The following is a 19,881-nucleotide window of genomic DNA, read 5'->3' as shown; positions in this document are numbered from 1 at the left end:
AATGCCAAAAAAATAATATCTATATAAAACAATATCTTATTAGAATTTTGTGCTTTTTTGTATGTGGGATTATACTTTTTTTCCAGATTATCGGACGGTTTGTCGGCGGCCTACTTATTAAAATCTCGATAATATGTCCGAATATTCGGACATGATCTGATTTTTCGGACGAAAAAGTACATTTTAGAGCAATCCATGCTTGTTCAACTTCTCATAGAAGGTAGATTTGCTCACACCTAGACTTTTCGCCGCTTGGGTTTTGTTGCCGTAGTGCTGAGTAAGCGATTGTTTTAAAGCGGCTTTTTCCGCCAAATCAAGTTGTTCTTTGAGCGTGCCGGTGGCACTGACGTGAGGCGTGTTTGTCAAAACGCTGTTTACGTCGCTGTCAGCTTGCTGAGACAGGGCGGTAGGCAGTAGCGATAAGGGAATCTTCCGGTCTGTCGCGGTGAAAAAGGCGGCCTCCATCACGTTTTCGAGCTCGCGGATATTGCCCGGCCAATCGTAATCCAACAGGGCGGTCATTGCTTGGGCGGTTAGCTTGGGTGCTCGGCGGCCAGTGCGGCGTGATAACGTTTGCAGAAAATGTTCAGCCAATTTAGAGATATCTTCAGGTCGTTCCCTTAAGGGCGGTAATGAAACATTGACGACATTGATACGATAGTACAAGTCTTCACGAAAATCCCCGCTTTTAATTAAAGACTCTAGAGGACGATGCGTTGCTGTGATTAAGCGTATGTCTAAGGGGGTGGTTGAGGTGCTGCCAACGGCCTCTACTTCTCGATCCTGCAAAACACGTAGCAGTTTGGCTTGCATTGAAAGGGGAAGGTCACCTATTTCATCTAAAAATAGGGTGCCACCATTTGCCAATTGAAACTTGCCGGCTTTGCCGCCTTTTTTGGCGCCCGTGAAGGCCCCTTCTTCATAGCCAAATAGCTCACTTTCGAGTAAATTTTCAGGAATGGCCGCACAGTTCACTTTGATAAAAGGTCCATCGCCTCGGTCCGAAAGTTGATGAATAGCGTGTGCGTAAAGCTCTTTGCCGGTGCCGGATTCTCCACGTAACAACACGGTGACATCACCCGATGCCACTTGGGTAATGGTTTGATTCAGGTTTTTAATCGCTTTGCTGTCACCCACAATGTCGGCCAAGCGATACTGGGCAGAGGGTTGCTTGGCGACGACCGGTGCCGTTTGGTTAGTGAACTCATGCTCTGCTAACAGCGCTTTGATATGACTGTTGATGCGCTTCCATTCGTAGGTGTCGTGAAATATCACGGTGCCGACTGCGCCGATGACCTTTCCTTGGTCGGTGATAGGGAAACGGTTTGCAATCATATTGCTGCCTCGAATACGTTGCATCGACAAGCGTTCCGTTACACCATTTTTAATCGTGAGATGCATGCGCGTATTCTCAATCACCTCAGTGACTTTTTTGCCTTTTACTTCTTCGGCATTGACTCCGAGAAAACGCGCATAAGGGCGGTTGAGGTAAAAAATTCTCGCATTATGATCCACGACCACCACCCATTCTTCGAGGGCATCTAAAATCGTGCGATAGGTTTGCGCCGCTTGGCGAAGTTTTTGTGTCGGTGTCTGTGTCATTGAAGTGCGTCACCTTGTGGAAGGTTATCGGGGGCTGTTGCATAAGTATTAATCAATGTGTCCAGCATGGCAGCGGCAGCGATGGACAGCATTGAGCGTGGCTTGCATATGACCCCCACTCGGCGTTCGATCGTGGGTTGGTCAATCACTCGCTCGACGACATTTTGTTCGCGGATCTGCTGTCGACAGGTGGCTGGCACCACCGCCACGCCCATGCCTTCACTCACCATTCTAACGACCGTCGTCAGTTGGTGCGCATCAAAGGCAACAGGGAGGTCAATGTTGGCATCGATTAAACTTTTTTCGATCATGCTTCGAACACTCGACGGGCGTTGCAGGGTAATGAAATCCTGTTTCAGTAGCGCACTCCAGGTCAGCTTAGGTAAAGCTGTTAAGGGATGATTGGCGGACAGTATGGCTATAAATTTATCGTTGTATAAAGGATGAAAAGTGAGCCCTTCCAATGTGTTGGGTTCGAATGTCACCCCTAATTCAACACTGTTATTGCTGACTCGCTCAACGACTACATCAGAGAGCACGTCGTCAATTGAAATCTGAATGTTAGGGAAGTGCTGATGATAATCATGTATGGCCTTAGGCAGCAGAGAGCCCGCAAAGGACGGCATGGCGGCAATGGATATCTTGCCCATTTGCAAGGCAAAGCGCTGTTTCATTTCATCTTCCGCGTCTTGCCATTGAGCTAATAACTGACGTGCGATGGGCACCAAAGCTTCCCCCTCAGGGGTTAAAGCTGTGGTGCGGGTCGTGCGAGTCAGGAGTTTTCCCCCTAACGATTCCTCCAAACTTTTGATCGCTAAGCTCAGAGCTGGCTGTGACAGATGTAGCTGATGCGCGGCTTGCGCAAAGCTCATCGACTCCGCTACGGACAAAAAGGCTTTAACCTGTTTTATATTCATTTGTTTTACTTATTAATAAATATGAAAAATAAAATTAATTAATCTTTAGTGATAAGTCAAACTCTGGAATCAGACATCCCATACGGCATGAATCTCAAAATAATAATTAGGAGTGGAGTAATGGCGGGTTTTGACAAAGTTGTGTTGTCATACGACGAAGCAATGGCAGGGTTAGACGACGGCATGACCGTTATAGCAGGGGGCTTTGGGCTTTGCGGTATTCCCGAAAACCTCATTGCCGAAATTAAGCGTCGCCAAACGAAAGGCTTAACCGTAGTGTCCAACAACTGCGGTGTAGACGGATTTGGTTTAGGCATTTTGCTTGAAGATAAGCAAATTCGAAAAATGGTGGCTTCCTACGTGGGTGAAAATGCCCTTTTTGAAAAGCAGCTTCTTAATGGTGAACTTGAGGTGGATTTGACGCCGCAAGGCACCTTGGCAGAGAAGATGCGTGCTGGTGGTGCGGGTATTCCGGCTTTTTACACCGCCACCGGTGTGGGTACGCCTGTTGCTGAAGGCAAAGAAACACGTACTTTTGACGGCAAAGAATTCTTGCTGGAAGAGTCTATCACGGGCGATTTTGCCATTGTTAAAGGTTGGAAAGCTGACCGCTATGGCAATGTAATGTACCGTCACACGGCGCAAAACTTTAATCCTCTTGCAGCGACAGCGGGCAAAATTACAGTAGTTGAAGTGGAAGAGATTGTAGAGGTGGGTGAGTTGGAACCGTCGCAAATTCATACCCCTGGCATCTATGTAGACCGTGTCATTCAGGGCACATTTGAAAAGCGCATTGAAAAAGTCACGGTTCGTTCGTAACGCCTACCCCATTCATTAATACAATAAAAAGAGGTCGCTATGGCTCTTACACGAGAACAAATGGCACAGCGCGTCGCGCAAGAACTGCGTGATGGCTATTACGTAAATTTAGGTATCGGTATTCCAACATTGGTTGCGAACTTTGTGCCACAAGGCATGGAGGTGATGCTGCAATCTGAAAATGGCCTATTGGGCATGGGGGCGTTCCCTACAGAAGAGACGTTGGACGCCGACATGATTAACGCCGGTAAGCAAACAGTGACGGCAGTGAAGGGGGCGTCTATCTTCTCCTCGGCAGAGTCGTTTGCCATGATACGTGGCGGGCACGTAGATTTGACAGTTTTGGGGGCCTTTGAAGTAGATGTTCATGGCAACATTGCTTCGTGGATGATTCCTAATAAGCTGGTCAAAGGCATGGGCGGGGCCATGGATTTAGTGGCCGGTGCGGACAACATTATCGTGACCATGACGCATGCCTCTAAAAATGGCGAGTCAAAGTTATTGGCCGATTGCAGCCTGCCGCTGACCGGTAAAGGCTGCATTAAGAAAGTTCTAACAGACTTGGCGTGGATTGAGATCGATGCGGGTCAGTTTACATTGGTGGAACGCGCACCGGGTGTTTCGGTGGAAGAGATTGTCGAGAAAACCGCCGGCAAGTTAGTGGTGCCTGAACACGTACCTGAGATGACGTTTGCCTAAACCACTTTACATAAGTGTCAAAACAACAATAAATGGAGAGACATAATGAAGGCTGTGATTGTCGCCGCTGGGCGAAGCGCAATTGGTTCTTTTAATGGCGCACTTTCCTCGTTAAGTGCCGTGCAAATTGGCACACAAGTCTTACAAGGAATGCTGGCCAAGCAACCTGAACTGACGCAGCATATTGATGATGTGATTTTAGGGCAAGTGCTGACCGCAGGCTGCGGCCAAAACCCTGCCAGACAAACGGCGTTAAATGCTGGTCTGTCAAATCATGTTTCTGCTTTGACGGTCAATATGGTGTGCGGTTCCGGTTTGAAAGCGGTTCAACTGGCGGCGCAAGCCGTGTTGAATGGTGACGCCAAGATGGTTGTGGCGGGCGGACAAGAAAGCATGAGCCAAGCGGCACATGTGTTACCAAACAGTCGCTCTGGAAAAAAAATGGGGCACTGGAGTATGCTGGATACCATGATTGTTGATGGTCTGTGGGATGCATTTCACGATTATCATATGGGCCAAACAGCTGAAAACATCGCCAACCAATGGCATATCAGCCGAGAGCAACAAGATACTTTTGCGGCCCAATCACAGCTGAAAGCGGCGAATGCGCAAGCATCGGGTCGCTTCCAAGACGAAATTCTTCCAGTTGCAATTCCGCAGCGCAAGAGCCCCGACATTATTGTTGACCAAGATGAACAGATACGCCCACAGACAAATGCCAGTTCTCTGGCTGCGCTGCGACCGGCTTTTACCCAAGACGGCTCGGTGACAGCAGGTAATGCGTCCACGTTAAACGATGGTGCTGCGATGGTCGTTGTCACCACGGATGACGAGGCAAAGCGATTAGGGCTGACGGTGTTGGCCACCATTGAAGCCAGTGCAACCTCGGGGGTGGACCCACAAATCATGGGAACAGGGCCCATCACGGCCAGCCAAAAAGCGTTAGATAAAGTCGATTGGTCTGTACAGGACTTGGGATTGGTCGAAGCAAACGAAGCATTCGCAGTGCAGGCGCTTTGTGTTGGGCAAGAGCTTGGCTTAGTGCCTGAGCGTGTCAATGTGAATGGCGGCGCCATTGCTTTGGGTCATCCTATTGGCGCCTCCGGTTGTCGTGTGTTGGTGTCTCTGCTGCATGAAATGCAGAAGCAGAAAGTTGAAAAGGGGTTGGCCACTTTATGCATCGGTGGTGGTATGGGTGTAGCGATGTTGCTCAGTCAAACGCATTAACATCGCCTTATAAAAAGCAAATAAGGGGCCACAAGTCCCGCCTAAAATAACTATAAAATGGTAAACACTATGTCTAATTCAATGACGCAAAAAACCGCGCTGCAACGCGCGAGTCAGTTCTTTGTTACGTTGCTGCAACGCTACCTTCCGGACCCTTTTATATTTGCAATTGTGCTGACGTTGGTAGTCTTTGTGATCGCGATGCCCAGTACAGGGCAGGGGCCCATACAGGTTGTTGAAGCGTGGGCAGGCGGTTTCTGGAAATTACTTAGCTTCTCTATGCAGATGGCGATGGTGGTGGTGACAGGGCATGCAATGGCGAGTGCTCCAGCGTTTAAGCGAAAGTTGGCCGTGATTGCAGGCATTGCTTCGACGCCTGGACAAGCGATTCTGCTCGTTACCTTTATCAGCGCTGTAGCCTGTTGGGTAAACTGGGGATTTGGTTTAGTGGTTGGGGCTATCTTTGCCCGTGAGTTGGCCGCGCGAGTACGAGGCGTCGATTATCGTTTGCTGATTGCTTCGGCCTACAGTGGCTTCTTGTTTTGGCATGCCGGGCTATCGGGCTCTATTCCGTTGGCCATTGCTGGCGGTAACAATATCAGCGCTGTCACAAATGGTGCGGTTACGGCACCGATTGCAACGTCTGAGACCATTTTTTCACCGATGAACTTAACTATCCTTGCCGTCATGCTGGTCGCTATTCCGTTATTGAACCGATTAATGCATCCAGCACCGCAAGATACGATTGAGTTTGACACCAGTAATTTGGTGGGCGAGGAATCGGACAACCCCGCCCCAGACAAAGCCAAGATGACCCCGGCCGAGCGCTTAGAAAGCAGCCGTTTATTATCGTTGCTGATTGGTTTGATGGGCTTTGTTTACGTGGTTTATTACTTTGCCAACAATGGCTTTGCACTGAACCTAAACATCGTCAACTTTACCTTCTTATTTACCGCAGTACTGTTACATGGGACGCCAAAGAGTCTGTTGAATGCGGTTACTGATGGCGCCAAGAACTGTTCAGGCATTTTACTTCAATTCCCATTTTATGCGGGCATCATGGGTATGATGACGGCAGTAGGCAGCTCAGGTGACAGTCTAGCAAGCTTGATTTCACAAGGGTTCGTTGCCATCTCCAATGAAACGACGTTCCCTCTGTTTACCTTCTTAAGCGCGGGTATTGTGAATTTCTTTGTGCCTTCGGGTGGTGGTCAGTGGGCGGTACAGGCGCCTGTGATGATGCCAGCTGGGGCTGAACTAGGCGTTGATGCTGCGAAAACAGCCATGGCCATTGCCTGGGGTGATGCTTGGACCAATATGATACAACCTTTCTGGGCATTACCAGCGCTCGCGATTGCCGGTTTAGGGGCAAAAGATGTGATGGGGTATTGTATCCTAGCATTGCTCGGGTCTGGTGTGATCATTGGAGCTGGGTTGATGATTTTCTAACGAGGTGTCTCCGCTCTACTTCGTTAACCAAGCGCCCGAGTAATCGGGCGTTTTTTTTGGGCTAAAAGAAAGGGCTTGCTCACCAAACCGGTTGAAATTAGGGACGTCTAGAGGAGGGCATTTTGATGTTAGATATTAAGCGCTGTTCGCTTTTTAACCTACTGTATATTAAAGCATTATTTTTAAAATTAGGGGTTGCTTTCAGAATTACATTGCCTATAATACGCTCCATCTTATGACGAAGCCAAGTTGCTGAGTCCGAGTTAGGAGTGGTAGTTCAGTTGGTTAGAATACCTGCCTGTCACGCAGGGGGTCGCGGGTTCGAGTCCCGTCCATTCCGCCATTTACTTTTCCCCAAAGTGAATGCAAGCGTTACCATCATTGCGATGGGTGTGTAGCTCAGTTGGGAGAGCGTCGCCCTTACAAGGCGAATGTCGGGAGTTCGAACCTCTCCACACCCACCATGATTATTTCCATATAAAATCTTCATACAAATCTCATCTAAAATTTTTTTGCCAATCCAAACCAGTTTTAAATAATTTTAATATGCTTTAACTTTGACCGATTGATGTCATACCTTATGAATTCTATTTTTTATTGTCAGCATCATTCTTGGTTACAGCGCTTAAGGCAGTGGGCAACACTCAGTTAGCGGGTAACGCGAGAATTTTGGCGGCTTCAATGCAGCGAAAAACGGTCGCCTCTGCACATTGCCTTTTGTTGTAGCTATAGATTAAAATGAAATTAATTCTCATTATCTATATGTGGTGTTATCCGATGCACGGATAACGCCACGCCTTGTCTCATTTAAAGGAAAGTGACATGGAAGGGTTCACAAATAACGCCATTACGACACACTCATTACCGGATCTAAGAACGCTGCCGACCGAGCCTATTTCTCTAGCCTATAGAACCTACCATATTGCCGCGACGCTGATGCTTGTCATACCGTTGCTTGGTGTATTGAGCGCTTTGCGTTTTAATCCTTGGTTATCTTTGCCAACATTTTTGCAAAGCGCTTATCTCTATGTTTTTGCTGCGGTCGTAATATTGAGTGTAGGTTATTTGATCTATGCGTACTTGGCATGTGTGCGTATTCGCTATTCATTGCGAGAGCATGATCTAACGTTGAAAAAGGGCGTCATCTGCAAGCAGGTTATTTGCCAACCAATGCTGCGTATACAACATGTGGAGATAAAACAGGGGCCGATAGATCGCTTCGCTGGTCTTGCAAAATTACATGTCTACTCGGCCGGAGGTGCTGCGCATACATTTTCGATTCCGGGATTAGAGCAAGTAACAGCAGAAAAACTGCGTGCCTATATTTTAGAACATAAAGATTTGAACGCTGGTTAATGCTATGACAACGTCTTCACCGTCGACCTTAACACTGCAACCTAGTTGGCAGCGCCTATCGCCCATTGCCATCGTTTATTTCTTGTTTGATGTTATCAAGTCGCTTTCGCAGTCATTCATTTATCTTATTCCTGGAGGTGTGGTTGGCCACCGTTATATATCGGGGCATGAAAATGAATTTCTGATTGGGGCGATAGGTTTTATAGTGCTGGTTTGTGCTCGATGCTTCGCATCCTATTGGTATTATCAGTATCGAATCAGCCAAGATACCTTTGAAGTAAGCGTGGGCTTATTTAAAAAACGTTACTTGAATCTTCCGTTTGAGCGAATTCAAAATGTAAAATTGGAGCAGCCGCTTATCTATCGTTTCACCGGTCATGTTGCGGTGACATTGGACAGTGCCGGTTCCAAGGATGAAGAAGCGAAAATATATGCGCTGACACAACAGGATGCGAATGCGCTTCGAGAAGCTATTCTGTTGGCAAGAAAGGCCGATCAGCCGGACTTACAAGCAACGATAGTAAATACTACGCCATCGCCTGCTAACCAAGGAGCAGAGCAAGACGAACAACTTTTAAACACACGCAGTGTATTAGATCTGGTCATTCATGGCGTCGCCAATAACCGTCTTTGGATACTGCTAGGTGCTTTGCTATCAGCACAGGATGTGTTGCTGTCATGGATGGAGGGACTGCTTTCGGATCTAGGACTTAATATCGACGATGTCATTGCTCAGGCAACAGGGTCTTGGTGGCAGATCAGTGCAGCAGCTTTGATGCTATTTTTGCTGTTACTGATCCCACTTTCACTCTTATCAATACTTGGCTCGATCATCGTATTTTATAACTATCGACTAAGCTGTTTAAGCGATCGTTATATTCGGCGTTGTGGTCTGTTTACCCGTCAAGAGGTGAGTGTACGGCTTTCCCGTATTCAAATGATTGAGAGCAAACAAGATTGGTTGGACAGACTGATCGGGCGCACGAACCTTGTGTTTCAACAAAACCTCAGTGGCTCTGATAGTCGCAGTATAGAGACAGTCAGCAGCCTAGTCGTTCCTTCTGTAAAAGCCCATGAGCGAGACGCGCTGATTGCCGAGACATGGCCAGATGCTCAGCCGTTTACAAAGGTGCAATATCGCTCCGCGAGCCCGTATTACTTTTTATATTTTCTGACTCTGTTTGTCTTACCGCTGAGCATTGTGACGAGTACTGCTTTATGGGTGTACCTGGACGTTGGCTATGCGCTCGCTGGCGTGAGTGTATTGATCATAATTGCCTTGTTGTTTTTCTGTCATTGGCGTCGCCTAGGGTTTGCAGCAGATGACCACTATTACTACGTACGTAGCGGCATCCTTGGGGTGCGGTACGTGTGTTTTCCGATTTATAAGTTACAACAGGTTAGCATTGAGCAAAGCCTCTTGATGACAAAGCGCAAGCTAGCATCCGTCAAATTTGTCTTAGCCAGTGGTGCCATTGTAGTCCCTTATATCGATGAATCACTCGCATACGATATAGCGAACCAAGCACTGTATAAAACCGAATCCTTAAAAAAATCATGGATGTAGTGTTGTAGATGGGTCGTATTCACGACGACGATTTTTTAACCATCTACGGGTCATTTAGTTGTTTAAAATAGTAAAAAATAAGGAAGGTGATTATTGAAGTACCTTTTTTATATGCCTCAAACGTCATACCTAATATCCCTCGTCAATTATCTATTTGGCGGTTATAGAGTGTTCAATTAGGTCTGATTTATGAATCCCGATATACAAACCAATGCGCCGAAGAAGCGGACGCAGTGGTGGTTTTTGCTGCACAGTTGGTTGGCGATGCCAATCTGGCTATTTTTATTTTTTGTCTGTCTGACGGGCACCATTGCTACGGTTAGCCAAGAGATTGTTTGGCTGTTTGATTCGAGTGTGCGCGCCAATCCTCCGGACAAGGTGGGCGCGATGCTGACATTTGATGAGGTAATTAAGGTAGTTGAGCGCGAAGCTCCCGGTGCCTATGTTGAGCAGATAACACGCCCAGTAAAATCTCAGTTTGCCCTGACAGCCGAGATTAGTTACCCAGATTCGACCAGCGAAAATGTGTTTATTAACCCTTATACGGGTGAGATTCAGGGACGGGCTGCGACAGGCTTTAATTTCCGCCAGTTTGTCCGCGCGATCCATGGATGGTTGCTGATTCCCTTCAATACTGGCTTCACTCGCTACAGCTTAGGTTGGTATATGGTCAGCATTCTAGGTATCCCCATGCTGTTATCGTTGATCACCGGCTTAGTGGTGTATAAGAAGTTCTGGCGTGGTTTCTTGCGTCCGCGCTTGCGCTTCAACCGCGGGGCACGAGTGTTCTGGGGTGATTTCCATCGCTTAGCGGGGATTTGGTCGATTCCGTTCATCTTTATCATTTCTGTGACCGCGATCTGGTTCATGATCCAAGGCTTATTGTTTGAGGTGGGTGTACCGTTTAACGGTGCGTCTCAAGCACCTGTGTTTGTGGCGCGTGATGAGGTACCTGTATCAAATCAAGGTCGGCCGCCATTAATTTCGCCTGATCAAGCCATCGCCCAAGTCAACCAGCACTATGAAAATGTTGAGACACAAAGAGTAGATTTGCCGAGCACGGCTTTTGGACATTATCGCATTTTAGGACGTAGCCAAGCGTTTCCTTTGGTTCACGAAAGTTTCCTCGTCAATCCTTATACGGGCTCGATTGATCAAGCCATGCGAGTGATGGATCAGCCAGGTTTGATGCTGACGCGTTTGTCGATGCGTGCGTTGCACACGGGCGATTTTGTCGGTTTAAGTTTGAAGTTGGTGTATTTCTTCTTTGGTGTGCTGCTCACCATGATGGTGTTTAGTGGTATGCGCATTTGGATGACGCGTACTTTCAAATCGACCAAAGCGGCGATACGCCAAAAGACGACCAGAGCGATTCAACCAGGAGGTTCAGTATGAGCTCAAACTCAGCGACAAAGAAGTCCCATAGCCGTTGGTTTCGCTGGCGTTTTCATTTGACTGGATTACTGATCCTTATCCCTTTCTCGTTGATACCTTTCTATATTGAATTAATGTCGGTCTTTGGTGGTGCGAATGGCTTGGGTGAGCGCACGATTGGCGAAAAACAGGTTGGTCCGTGGCGCATTACATTAGCCGAACAATTTGAACGTGGGCCTAAGTTAGACGGCCCTGCAGGCTACATGAAGACGTTTAATGCCGCGCTGTGTCAGCAATGTGCTGAGCAGGTAAAAGCGGTGTATATGCGCTTGGGTAAACCGCGTAGCTTGCGTACAGCTGGGGTGATTGGCTTCGGTTCACCGTATCACATGAGCTTTAGTATGCCGGTACCGGAGAATACCTCGGTGGACGCTGATGTTTGGCTCACATTAGAGGGATGGGATGGTTCACTGCATCAAGTGCAATGGCCACTGCGCCAAGCGTCACCCGCTACCATCGAATTTTTGCAGCAGCAACAGGAGCTTTAACATGTTAAGAACGTATATGCGTTTTATAACGCTGGCGGCCTTAGCCAGTGTGTGGTCATCCATGGCATTGGCGCATTTTCCCTTTGTGGAGTGCCATCAAAGCACAGTGGATATCGTCTGCCAAGGTGGCTTTTCCGATGGCTCAGGTGTGGCTGGTGTTACCATAGACTTAATTTCGTATGACGAAGAAATCATCGCGAGCAAAGCGTTTGATGAGCAGTCCAATGTGCATTTTAAGCCATACAATGGAGAGTTTTATATCCTAATGGACGCAGGGCCGGGCCACACGATTGAGGTGGAATGGCACGAGATTAAATAAAACGTAGTTAGATGAGATATTTTATTTCTATCGAGATAGATCTTTAATATTACCGAGCGCTGAGGTAATGAATTTGATTGCTAATTGAGAAGCGCCGATAACCTCAAAGGTATTGGCGCTTTTTCGCTTAGAATTTACTGCGTAGGACAATTTCAGCGGTTCGGCCTTCACCAAAAATCACGCGATTATAGAATCCAGTGCTGGCGCGTTTCGAATGCTTGACGTGTTATTGATACGAAGGTCCACACATCACCGGTAAACTTTTTGAAACGTCCAGCAACGGGCAATTCCTTACGGCTATTGTCCGGTGCAAATCCTAATTTTGATAAAACATAACCGGATGCAACGTTATTGTGTTTTAGATAATGAGCATCAACTTTAGCAAGCTTTAAGGACTCAAAGGCAAACTGCAGCGCATATTTAGCGGCTTCTTGAGCCAATCCTTTGCCCCAGTAAGGCTCACCAACCCAATACGATAGTTCAGCGGATTGAACGTGATAGTTGATCTTTTTCAAAATGCAGCAGCCGATAACACCTTTTTCGGACACAATAACAAAGTGCATCTCTTCACTTTTAGGCGCGTGTGTTGAATGAATCCAAGAATACACGTGTTCTGGCTGGCAATTATCTGGAACGCCACTGGTTCGACTAATATTGGGGTTATTAGCCAATACGCAGATTGCCTCAAGATGGTGCTCGTTGATGAGTTCTAGGGTTACCGTTTTCATAAAGTTAATCTGATGTTGAAAACAATTAGTTCGCGTATGTTTGTTTGATATCGATCATTCGCTTTTGGGCTCGTTGTGGAAGAGTGTCAGGTGTGGTGATCGCTTGGAGATTTTTCTCACCTACCTGAATGATCATGACCATTCCCATAGCCATATGTGGTGTACATTCAATACCGTAAGTACCTTCTTGCTCAAAGGTCATTTCTATCTCTTCGTTTATATTGCCACGGTATGCCGTCGCGCCTTCTGGCCACATGGTTTTGATAGCGGCGGCGTTATGACCAGGGGCAGTACGCAGAAACTTCACAGTATCGCCTGGTCGAATATTTAGATAGCTTGGTTCATAAGACATCGCTCCTAGGCTATTACGGTTCACCATTTTGACTTCATACTGTTTGGCAGATAGCGAACTTGCCATGAGCGCACAAAGAGTGAGCGTAAACATTGATTTTAACATGTCAGGATTCCTTGTTAGTTCAGTAGTTGGATATGGGGAGGGTGGTCTGATGAGTGAATAACCCGCGACTGCACCTCAAATACATCAGCAATAAAGGCTTCATTAATGAGCACTTCAGGGCGACCTTGGGCAATGATTTGACCGTCTTTCATGGCGATGATGCGATCAAAACGCAATGCGTGATTTAAGTCGTGAACAGCAACCAGCATGGTACGTTGGATGGTTTCTATCAGGGATAGCACGACCATTTGCTGTTTAATATCTAGGTGATTGGTTGGCTCATCCATGACGATAAAAGGGGTGTTCTGAGCCAGAGCTCGCGCAATATGCAAACGTTGCTGCTCACCGCCGGATAGAGTATGCCAGTGCTGTTGACGCTTATGCAGCATACTGACTTTTTCCAATGCTTGGTCGACGTAAGTTTGGTGGGTCTCACTCCATCGTTCGAAGGCTTTTATCCAAGGGGTGCGACCAAGTGCCACAGCGTCTTCAGCTTTGACTAATTCTTCAGTGGTGGCTTTTTGTTGCACAAACGATAGGTGTTGGGCGAGGGCTCGTCGTGGGTAACGGTCAATGGCTTTACCATTCAGCCTTATCTGCCCCGTACTGGGTTTGTTTAAACCGCAGATTAAGCGCAACAAAGTCGACTTACCGCAGCCATTAGGGCCAATTAGGGCGACGCGTTCGCCTTTGTTCATGCTTAACGAGATATCGTTGAGCAGTGTCTTCTTGCCAAGTTGATACTGAATATTGGAAACATCTAAGTTCATTGCTTTTGTCCTCGTATTAGCACCAAAGCAAAACAGGGTGCTCCGATCAGTGCTGTAACCACACCGATGGGTAAGACTTGCCCAGGTATCACGATGCGTGAGCCGATATCACAAAAGATCAAGAACAGGGCACCAATGACAGCGCAAGCCGGCACCAAAATTAAATGAGAGCTACCAAATAAAAACCGTGCGGCATGGGGAATCACCAGGCCGACAAAGCCAATGGCGCCGACCATAGAGACCATGACAGCCGTCATCATGGCCGTGCCGAAAATTAGAATGACTTGCACACGGCGAACGGGGATTCCGATTGATGCAGCAGCATCCGAGCCAAATAAAAAGGCATCCAAGGCTCTTGCGTGCCAGATGACTAATGCAAGTCCAATTAAGAGCACAGGAAGTGCCAAGGTGACTTCTTGCCAGCGAGCACCTGAGAGGTTACCCAATAACCAAAACATAATGCCTCGAGCTTGCTCGGCATTGGCAGATTTTGCGATCACAAATGCTGTAAGAGCGTTAAATAATTGTGAGCCTGCGATACCGGCTAAGATAATTTGCGTGGAAATGTTACCGCTACGTCGCTTAGACGCTAAAGCTGAAAGTAGCATAACGAATCCAAATGCCAACATGGCACCGATCAAAGCACCAAACGACATACTCAACACGCCAATGCCGATGCCGGCAATGGTCACCATAACGGCACCAGTAGAAGCGCCCGCCGAAATACCCAGCAAATAGGGGTCGGCTAAGGCGTTACGCAGGAGCGATTGTAGCACCAGACCTGTGACGGCTAATGCAGCACCGCAACATGCTGCCACAATCGTCCGGGTCAACCGGTAATTCCAAATTACCCCTTGGTCTATGGGATGCACGGCGTAATCAGCACCCCAGGCAGCATTGGCCACGGCTTGCAACACTGTCGAAAAGGCGATATTGGTTTCTCCAATGGCAACACCCATGGTGACGGCCGCTAGCAAAATAAAGAAACTCAATACAACAAATGAAAAATGGTGACGTGAGGTCACCCTATTGAATGCTTGAATCAGCATAGATTAAAGTTCTTCTACCGCATCCGTTAACTTTTCAAGACCGTTGATAAGACGAATGGTGGCGTCCATCTCTAAGGCATCCATGATCACAATATTACCGTTTTTAACCGCATCCATTTCTTTGGTCACTGGATCGCTCTTTAGGAATGCCAGTTTTTTCTCGAAATCATCAGCTGGAAAGCGACGGCGGTTCATTTTAGCAATGACAATGATATCAGGATTGGCTTTGGCTAAGGTTTCCCAGCCGACCGTTGGCCATTCTTCATCAGACTGAACCACGTTTTCAATGCCTAGAGTTTTCATTAGGTATCCGGCTGCGCCTTTTTGACCTGCGACGTATGGGTCAATGTCCATCGCAGCGCTGGAATACCAAAACACCGCGGTTTTTCCTTCACTGCCTGCGGCTTGGGCACGTTCGATGGCTTGGTTTTCACGTTCTTTTAAAGACGCCACCAGTTGATCGCCGCGCCCCGACACGTCAAAGATATCTGATAATTGATCGATTGATTTGTATAAAGCAGCTGTCGAAAATTGATCTAGACGTGTGCCATCAAGGCCTACGGAATTGTCTTTATTATCACAGTCAGTAGGTAAAATGTACGTAGGGACGTTTACGTCGTGGAACATATCACGCGTCGCAACGATGCCTTGGTCACCTACATGCCACTCATACTGAACCGTAACCAAATCAGGGCGTTTTTCTAAAATTGACTCAAAGCTTGGGTCATTGTCGGCCAAACGTGGGATACCAGTGTTCACTTTTTTAAACTCAGGTAAAACCTCGTTAAACCAAACCGATGTGCCTTTGACTTTATCGGCGAGATCTAAGGTGTACAAAATCTCGGTAGCCGCTTGGCCGACTGTGACAGTGCTTTGTGGCGCTTGTTCGTAGGTGTGCGTGTAACCGCAGTTTTCAATGGTTAAAGGATATTCCGTTGCTGAGATGTGCGCTGCGCTAAAAAAAGCTGCCGCGATTAGCGACATGGAAAAGACTGATTTCACTGGAACTCCATTGCCAATATGAATGATCAAAGCGCTATATTGTAGGGGCTATTGCGCGACGCTTCGATAAAAAATAATTCTCATTTGGGTGAGTGGCGTTCATGAGCTTGTTTAAGCTCATCACTTGGCAGGCTGTCCGTTATATTCTGAACTGTTAAGGCGGTAGGGGAGGCATAAAAGCTGCTATGAACAGCAGCTTTTACTGGGTGAAGAGGACCACTTTTTGGTGAGTAGTTTTGCAAGGCTTAGACCTATCAAGCTTGCTAGCAAGACACCACTTAATACTGACCACCAATTAACATGAGCATGGGCATGAATCGAGTCTGCTACATTGAGGGTTAACTCAAAGTTAGTAAAAATCCAATCGCATAAAAAACCAAATCCCAAGGCACAGACCAGCACGCCAGTTAGGTAGCTTACTAGCGCTCTTTTACCGAGTAAGGAATATACAACGCCGAGTGTTGCGATATTGGTCGCGGGCCCCGCCAACATAAATACCAATACGGCACCAGGTGAAACGCCGGCTACCAGTAATCCAGCGGCAATCGGAGTTGAAGCCGTAGCGCAAATATACATAGGGATTGAAATAACCACCATCACTAACATGGCCATCAAACCATTGCCCCATTCGGCCAGAAAGCTCGTTGGCACATACGCTTGTACTAACGCCGCAAATCCGATGCCGACAACAAGCCAGAGGGCGATATCGTCAACCATGTCAGTGGCTGCATAGCGTAAGCCGCGTATCAGACGGCGCATTACAGAAGGCTTAGGAACTGGCTGCGAGCTGGAGCACCCCCGGCTGCTGCAACAGGAAGATTTGGCTTCAGGTATTTGGCTCGGCTCAGTGGACTCTTTACCGACTAACCAGCCCGCAGTGATGGCGCTGACGATGGCTGCAATGGGGCGGATGATGGCCATAAATGGGCCAAGGAGTACCCAAGATAAAGCAATCGAGTCGACCCCTGTTTCTGGGGTTGAGATCAGAAAAGAAGTGGTGGCACCTTTGGATGCTCCGGCTTTTCGTAGACCCGCGGCCGCAGGAATAACACCACACGAGCACAGTGGTAGAGGCGAACCAATAATGGCGGCTTTAGCGACGCCAAAACGCGCATTTTTACCCAGTTGGCGCTCCATCCATTGCATAGAGACAAACTCTTTAAGAACGCCCGCCATCACCAAGCCGAGCATCAACCACGGTGCGGATTCTAAAAATAAATCGACAAATGCGATAAGCCAATTCATAGGGATGCCTCTCTAGTCATGGTGACATTCGGATAGGATGGTAAACGATTCGGACTCTAATGCTTGTAGAATCGTACAATCTTGCGCGCTCTCATGTCCGCCACAGCAGGCATCGGATAGTCGTTTAAGAGAGCGTTGGAAAGTTTGCAACTCATCAATTTTGGCATTTACTTGGTCCAGTTTGTCGTCCACGACCAGCTTTACATCTAGACATTCTTTATTAGCCTTATCCACTTCGATTGACAGTAAGGTTTTGATGTCGCTCAAAGAAAAGCCAATGGCTTTGGCGCGTAAAATAACGCCAAGCGTCTTAGCGTCTGCCGAGGAGTACATGCGATAGCCATTACTAGCAACGCTTGATGGTACTAGCAACCCTTCTTTTTCGTAGTAGCGCAGGGTGTCTGTATTGACATCAAACTGCTTAGCCAACTCACCGATTCGATACATTTGCTTTACTCTTATGAATTTATGACGCCAGTATAAACCTTGGAGTAAACTCTAAGGTCAAGTGTTTGATCTAGTTTCTGGACAAGAAAATTCTTAGGTGAGGTGCTAGAGAAGTATTGCGATGGGACTACTGAGTCTAGTGGATAGCGAAACACGCAAGGTAATACTTTTAACCTCTGTGCTCGATTCGTGTATTGGGCGGGTGTAGTAAAACCGACTAAATAATTAGCCGGTTTTGATGTGGGGCTGCTAGAAAGGGCTATTGAGATAGTTCTTTACGCACGATGGCGGCACCGGCGCTAAGTGCCTGTAATTTACCACGAGCCACCTCACGTGACAGGGGAGCCATGCCGCAGTTGGTGCAAGGATACAGCTTGTCAGCATCGACGTATTTTAATGCTTCGCGTAGGGTTGCTGCTACTTCCTCAGGGGTTTCAATGGTATCGGTCGCGACATCAATGGCGCCGACCATAACCTTTTTGCCACGCACCAGTTCTAAAAGCTCTGTTGGCACATGTGAGTTATGGCATTCGAGTGAAATGATATCAATGTTAGAAGCTTGCAGTTTTGGGAATATTTCTTCGTATTGACGCCACTCTGAGCCCAGTGTTTTCTTCCAATCGGTATTAGCCTTGATGCCGTAGCCATAGCAGATATGCACAGCAGTCTCACACTTAAGACCTTCAATGGCGCGTTCCAGGCATGCGATGCCCCAATCATTGACCTCGTCAAAAAACACGTTAAAAGCCGGTTCATCAAATTGGATGATATCAACGCCTGCTGCCTCTAGTTCTTTGGCTTCTTCGTTGAGAACTTTGGCAAATTCCCAAGCGAGCTTCTCGCGACTTTTGTAATGGTCGTCGTAAAGTGTGTCGACCATAGTCATGGGTCCAGGCAGCGCCCATTTAATGGGCTGTTTCGTTTGCTGGCGTAAGAATTTAGCATCCTCGACAAACACCGACTTTTGGCGTGAAACAGGACCCATGACGACCGGTACGCTGGCATCATAGCGATCACGAATTTTCACCGTTTTACGATTTTCAAAATCGACACCGTTTAGATGCTCAATAAAAGTGGTGACGAAATGCTGACGTGTTTGCTCGCCATCACTCACGATGTCTGTACCAGCTAAGCTTTGCTCATGCAATGCGACACGAAGTGCATCTTGCTTTCCCGCAATCAGCTCATCGCCTTCAAGTTTCCACGGGGACCATAAGGTTTCTGGTTGTGCTAGCCAAGCGGGCTTCGGCAAACTGCCTGCGGTAGAAGTAGGAAGTAAAATACTCATAATTGGGTGCTCTCAATATCATTGTGTTAGATGGCAGATTGCGCCGACCACTGTTCTAGAATCGTTTGAAAAGGTTTAATAAAATGCTCTTCAGTGAACTTGCCTTGTTTTACGGCCAACTGACTGCGTTCTTCTCGATCGTATTGAATCTGCGTTAACGAGTGATCCGAATGTTTTAAGCTCGGTTTGAAGTGTTCACCTGCTGCAGCATTGGCGTTGTAAATCTCGGGACGATAGATCTTCTGGAACGTCTCCATCGTGCTGATCGTGCCAATCAGCTCTAAATTGGTGTAGTCATTTAGTAAGTCACCATAGAAGTAAAAGGCTAATGGTGCTGCACTGTCCTCAGGCATGAAGTAGCGTACCGCTAAGCCCATTTTCTTAAAGTAGCTCTCGGTTAACGATGATCCGCTAGGCACATATTCGTCGCCCAAAATAGGGTGTTTGTTTTCCGTCCGCTGGTAGGTTTTTGTTTCAGACACACTGAGGCAAATAACAGGTAGCTTTTTAAAGCGCGCTTTGAAGGCCTCTGAGTGAACAAAGTGTTGAAAGATTTTACCGTGTAGGGCACCAAAGTCTTCAGGGACACTAAAGTCGGATTGATCTTTATTATGCTCAGGCAGTACCACACTAAAGTCATAGTCGCGTACATACGATGAAAAGTTATTGCCAACCAACCCTTCAATTCGCTCATTGGTTTGTTGATCAATAATGGTGGTTTTTAGTACTTCAATGCTGGGAAAGGTTTCACCTTTGCCTTCAATATCGATGTCAACCGACACAATGTCCAGCTCAAGGGCATAACGGTTGCCAGTAGGATTGTCCCAATGAGCCAGCGCATTAAAGCGGTTATTCATCATACTCAAGGTATCGCGCAAGTTTTGCTGGCGACGCTCACCGCGTGCTAGGTTAGCGAAGTTGGTGGTGGTGCGTGTTTTCGCTGAAGGTTGGTAGTCTTCATCAAAGCGAATCGTCGAAATTGAGTAAGTAAATTCGTGGCTCATGGCGATCTGTCATC

At 47.3% G+C, this 19,881-nt stretch carries 20 protein-coding genes and 2 tRNA genes; 11 read left to right on the top strand and 11 right to left on the bottom strand.

The annotated features are described in order from the left end of the window. Positions 1-183 precede the first annotated feature (183 nt). Both AYW76_RS06795 and AYW76_RS06790 read right to left on the bottom strand, forming a co-directional pair. Complete coding sequence (locus tag AYW76_RS06795; protein ID WP_067217568.1) at positions 184-1,602, bottom strand: sigma-54 interaction domain-containing protein; 1,419 nt, start codon at positions 1,600-1,602, stop codon at positions 184-186. Next, positions 1,599-2,519, bottom strand: a complete 921-nt coding sequence (locus AYW76_RS06790; RefSeq protein WP_067217565.1) for a LysR family transcriptional regulator — start codon at positions 2,517-2,519, stop codon at positions 1,599-1,601. The genes AYW76_RS06795 and AYW76_RS06790 overlap by 4 nt, the downstream gene beginning before the upstream one ends. Positions 2,520-2,639: 120 nt before the next feature. Between AYW76_RS06790 and AYW76_RS06785 the strand changes: the two genes are divergently transcribed. The 11 genes from AYW76_RS06785 (at position 2,640) to AYW76_RS06735 (ending at position 11,877) form a co-directional block, all read left to right on the top strand. Further along, positions 2,640-3,338, top strand: coding sequence for a CoA transferase subunit A (locus AYW76_RS06785; protein ID WP_067217563.1), 699 nt, complete (start codon positions 2,640-2,642; stop codon positions 3,336-3,338). Between the two features lie 39 nt (positions 3,339-3,377). Then, entirely contained in the window at positions 3,378-4,037 is a 660-nt protein-coding gene (locus AYW76_RS06780) for a 3-oxoacid CoA-transferase subunit B (RefSeq protein ID WP_067217559.1), read from the top strand. A gap of 45 nt (positions 4,038-4,082) precedes the next feature. Next, complete coding sequence (locus tag AYW76_RS06775) at positions 4,083-5,264, top strand: acetyl-CoA C-acetyltransferase (protein ID WP_067217556.1); 1,182 nt, start codon at positions 4,083-4,085, stop codon at positions 5,262-5,264. Positions 5,265-5,333: 69 nt separating this feature from the next. Further along, a complete protein-coding gene (locus tag AYW76_RS06770; protein WP_067217553.1) occupies positions 5,334-6,713 on the top strand; it encodes a short-chain fatty acid transporter in 1,380 nt (459 codons plus the stop codon). A gap of 266 nt (positions 6,714-6,979) precedes the next feature. Continuing rightward, a tRNA-Asp gene (locus AYW76_RS06765) sits at positions 6,980-7,056 on the top strand. Between the two features lie 45 nt (positions 7,057-7,101). Continuing rightward, positions 7,102-7,177 (top strand) — tRNA-Val (locus AYW76_RS06760). Between the two features lie 358 nt (positions 7,178-7,535). After that, complete coding sequence (locus AYW76_RS06755; protein ID WP_067217550.1) at positions 7,536-8,069, top strand: PH domain-containing protein; 534 nt, start codon at positions 7,536-7,538, stop codon at positions 8,067-8,069. A 4-nt stretch (positions 8,070-8,073) separates the two neighbouring features. Continuing rightward, entirely contained in the window at positions 8,074-9,636 is a 1,563-nt protein-coding gene (locus tag AYW76_RS06750; protein WP_067217546.1) for a PH domain-containing protein, read from the top strand. Positions 9,637-9,825: 189 nt separating this feature from the next. Continuing rightward, positions 9,826-11,031: a PepSY-associated TM helix domain-containing protein gene (locus AYW76_RS06745; RefSeq protein ID WP_067217543.1), complete on the top strand. Its 1,206-nt coding sequence runs from the start codon at positions 9,826-9,828 to the stop codon at positions 11,029-11,031. Further along, positions 11,028-11,558, top strand: a complete 531-nt coding sequence (locus tag AYW76_RS06740) for a thiamine pyrophosphate-binding protein (RefSeq protein WP_067217539.1) — start codon at positions 11,028-11,030, stop codon at positions 11,556-11,558. The genes AYW76_RS06745 and AYW76_RS06740 overlap by 4 nt, the downstream gene beginning before the upstream one ends. Before the next feature lies 1 nt (position 11,559). Further along, a complete protein-coding gene (locus AYW76_RS06735; protein WP_067217536.1) occupies positions 11,560-11,877 on the top strand; it encodes a hypothetical protein in 318 nt (105 codons plus the stop codon). Positions 11,878-12,062: 185 nt separating this feature from the next. On the opposite strand, the gene AYW76_RS06730 is transcribed toward AYW76_RS06735, so the two are convergent. The 9 genes from AYW76_RS06730 to AYW76_RS06690 all read right to left on the bottom strand — a co-directional run bounded on the left by AYW76_RS06730 (position 12,063) and on the right by AYW76_RS06690 (position 19,867). Next, positions 12,063-12,605: a GNAT family N-acetyltransferase gene (locus tag AYW76_RS06730; protein ID WP_067217532.1), complete on the bottom strand. Its 543-nt coding sequence runs from the start codon at positions 12,603-12,605 to the stop codon at positions 12,063-12,065. A gap of 25 nt (positions 12,606-12,630) precedes the next feature. Then, positions 12,631-13,062, bottom strand: a complete 432-nt coding sequence (locus AYW76_RS06725; protein WP_067217529.1) for a pseudoazurin — start codon at positions 13,060-13,062, stop codon at positions 12,631-12,633. Between the two features lie 14 nt (positions 13,063-13,076). Then, the gene (locus AYW76_RS06720; RefSeq protein WP_067217526.1) at positions 13,077-13,832 is read right to left on the bottom strand and encodes an ABC transporter ATP-binding protein; all 756 of its coding nucleotides are present in this window, start codon (positions 13,830-13,832) and stop codon (positions 13,077-13,079) included. Continuing rightward, on the bottom strand, positions 13,829-14,881 hold the full coding sequence (locus tag AYW76_RS06715; protein WP_067217522.1) for a FecCD family ABC transporter permease: 1,053 nt from the start codon (positions 14,879-14,881) through the stop codon (positions 13,829-13,831). Before AYW76_RS06715 ends, AYW76_RS06720 begins: the two co-directional genes overlap by 4 nt. 3 nt (positions 14,882-14,884) lie before the next feature. Then, positions 14,885-15,883, bottom strand: coding sequence for an ABC transporter substrate-binding protein (locus AYW76_RS06710; protein WP_331709436.1), 999 nt, complete (start codon positions 15,881-15,883; stop codon positions 14,885-14,887). A 183-nt stretch (positions 15,884-16,066) separates the two neighbouring features. After that, positions 16,067-17,128, bottom strand: a complete 1,062-nt coding sequence (locus AYW76_RS06705; protein WP_067217515.1) for an SO_0444 family Cu/Zn efflux transporter — start codon at positions 17,126-17,128, stop codon at positions 16,067-16,069. Positions 17,129-17,140: 12 nt separating this feature from the next. Beyond that, on the bottom strand, positions 17,141-17,575 hold the full coding sequence (gene zntR, locus AYW76_RS06700) for a Zn(2+)-responsive transcriptional regulator (protein WP_067217512.1): 435 nt from the start codon (positions 17,573-17,575) through the stop codon (positions 17,141-17,143). A 259-nt stretch (positions 17,576-17,834) separates the two neighbouring features. After that, positions 17,835-18,863, bottom strand: a complete 1,029-nt coding sequence (locus tag AYW76_RS06695; protein WP_067217510.1) for a methionine synthase — start codon at positions 18,861-18,863, stop codon at positions 17,835-17,837. A 26-nt stretch (positions 18,864-18,889) separates the two neighbouring features. After that, entirely contained in the window at positions 18,890-19,867 is a 978-nt protein-coding gene (locus AYW76_RS06690) for a DUF1852 domain-containing protein (RefSeq protein ID WP_067217501.1), read from the bottom strand. Positions 19,868-19,881: the final 14 nt, after the last annotated feature.

The sequence above is a fragment of the Marinomonas gallaica genome (genome assembly GCF_001639745.1).
GTDB lineage: Bacteria > Pseudomonadota > Gammaproteobacteria > Pseudomonadales > Marinomonadaceae > Marinomonas > Marinomonas gallaica.
The sequence above is the reverse complement of the archived record's forward strand: the minus strand, read 5'-3'. Positions and strand labels throughout refer to the sequence as shown.

Coding starts and splice junctions, on each gene's coding strand:
- AYW76_RS06750 (WP_067217546.1), top strand. CDS start 8,074: ATGACAACGTCTTCACCGTCGACCTTAACACTGCAACCTAGTTGGCAG.
- AYW76_RS06695 (WP_067217510.1), bottom strand. CDS start 18,863: ATGAGTATTTTACTTCCTACTTCTACCGCAGGCAGTTTGCCGAAGCCC.
- AYW76_RS06795 (WP_067217568.1), bottom strand. CDS start 1,602: ATGACACAGACACCGACACAAAAACTTCGCCAAGCGGCGCAAACCTAT.
- zntR (WP_067217512.1), bottom strand. CDS start 17,575: ATGTATCGAATCGGTGAGTTGGCTAAGCAGTTTGATGTCAATACAGAC.
- AYW76_RS06690 (WP_067217501.1), bottom strand. CDS start 19,867: ATGAGCCACGAATTTACTTACTCAATTTCGACGATTCGCTTTGATGAA.
- AYW76_RS06735 (WP_067217536.1), top strand. CDS start 11,560: ATGTTAAGAACGTATATGCGTTTTATAACGCTGGCGGCCTTAGCCAGT.
- AYW76_RS06730 (WP_067217532.1), bottom strand. CDS start 12,605: ATGAAAACGGTAACCCTAGAACTCATCAACGAGCACCATCTTGAGGCA.
- AYW76_RS06790 (WP_067217565.1), bottom strand. CDS start 2,519: ATGAATATAAAACAGGTTAAAGCCTTTTTGTCCGTAGCGGAGTCGATG.
- AYW76_RS06715 (WP_067217522.1), bottom strand. CDS start 14,881: ATGCTGATTCAAGCATTCAATAGGGTGACCTCACGTCACCATTTTTCA.
- AYW76_RS06740 (WP_067217539.1), top strand. CDS start 11,028: ATGAGCTCAAACTCAGCGACAAAGAAGTCCCATAGCCGTTGGTTTCGC.
- AYW76_RS06745 (WP_067217543.1), top strand. CDS start 9,826: ATGAATCCCGATATACAAACCAATGCGCCGAAGAAGCGGACGCAGTGG.
- AYW76_RS06705 (WP_067217515.1), bottom strand. CDS start 17,128: ATGAATTGGCTTATCGCATTTGTCGATTTATTTTTAGAATCCGCACCG.
- AYW76_RS06720 (WP_067217526.1), bottom strand. CDS start 13,832: ATGAACTTAGATGTTTCCAATATTCAGTATCAACTTGGCAAGAAGACA.
- AYW76_RS06785 (WP_067217563.1), top strand. CDS start 2,640: ATGGCGGGTTTTGACAAAGTTGTGTTGTCATACGACGAAGCAATGGCA.
- AYW76_RS06725 (WP_067217529.1), bottom strand. CDS start 13,062: ATGTTAAAATCAATGTTTACGCTCACTCTTTGTGCGCTCATGGCAAGT.
- AYW76_RS06780 (WP_067217559.1), top strand. CDS start 3,378: ATGGCTCTTACACGAGAACAAATGGCACAGCGCGTCGCGCAAGAACTG.
- AYW76_RS06775 (WP_067217556.1), top strand. CDS start 4,083: ATGAAGGCTGTGATTGTCGCCGCTGGGCGAAGCGCAATTGGTTCTTTT.
- AYW76_RS06770 (WP_067217553.1), top strand. CDS start 5,334: ATGTCTAATTCAATGACGCAAAAAACCGCGCTGCAACGCGCGAGTCAG.
- AYW76_RS06755 (WP_067217550.1), top strand. CDS start 7,536: ATGGAAGGGTTCACAAATAACGCCATTACGACACACTCATTACCGGAT.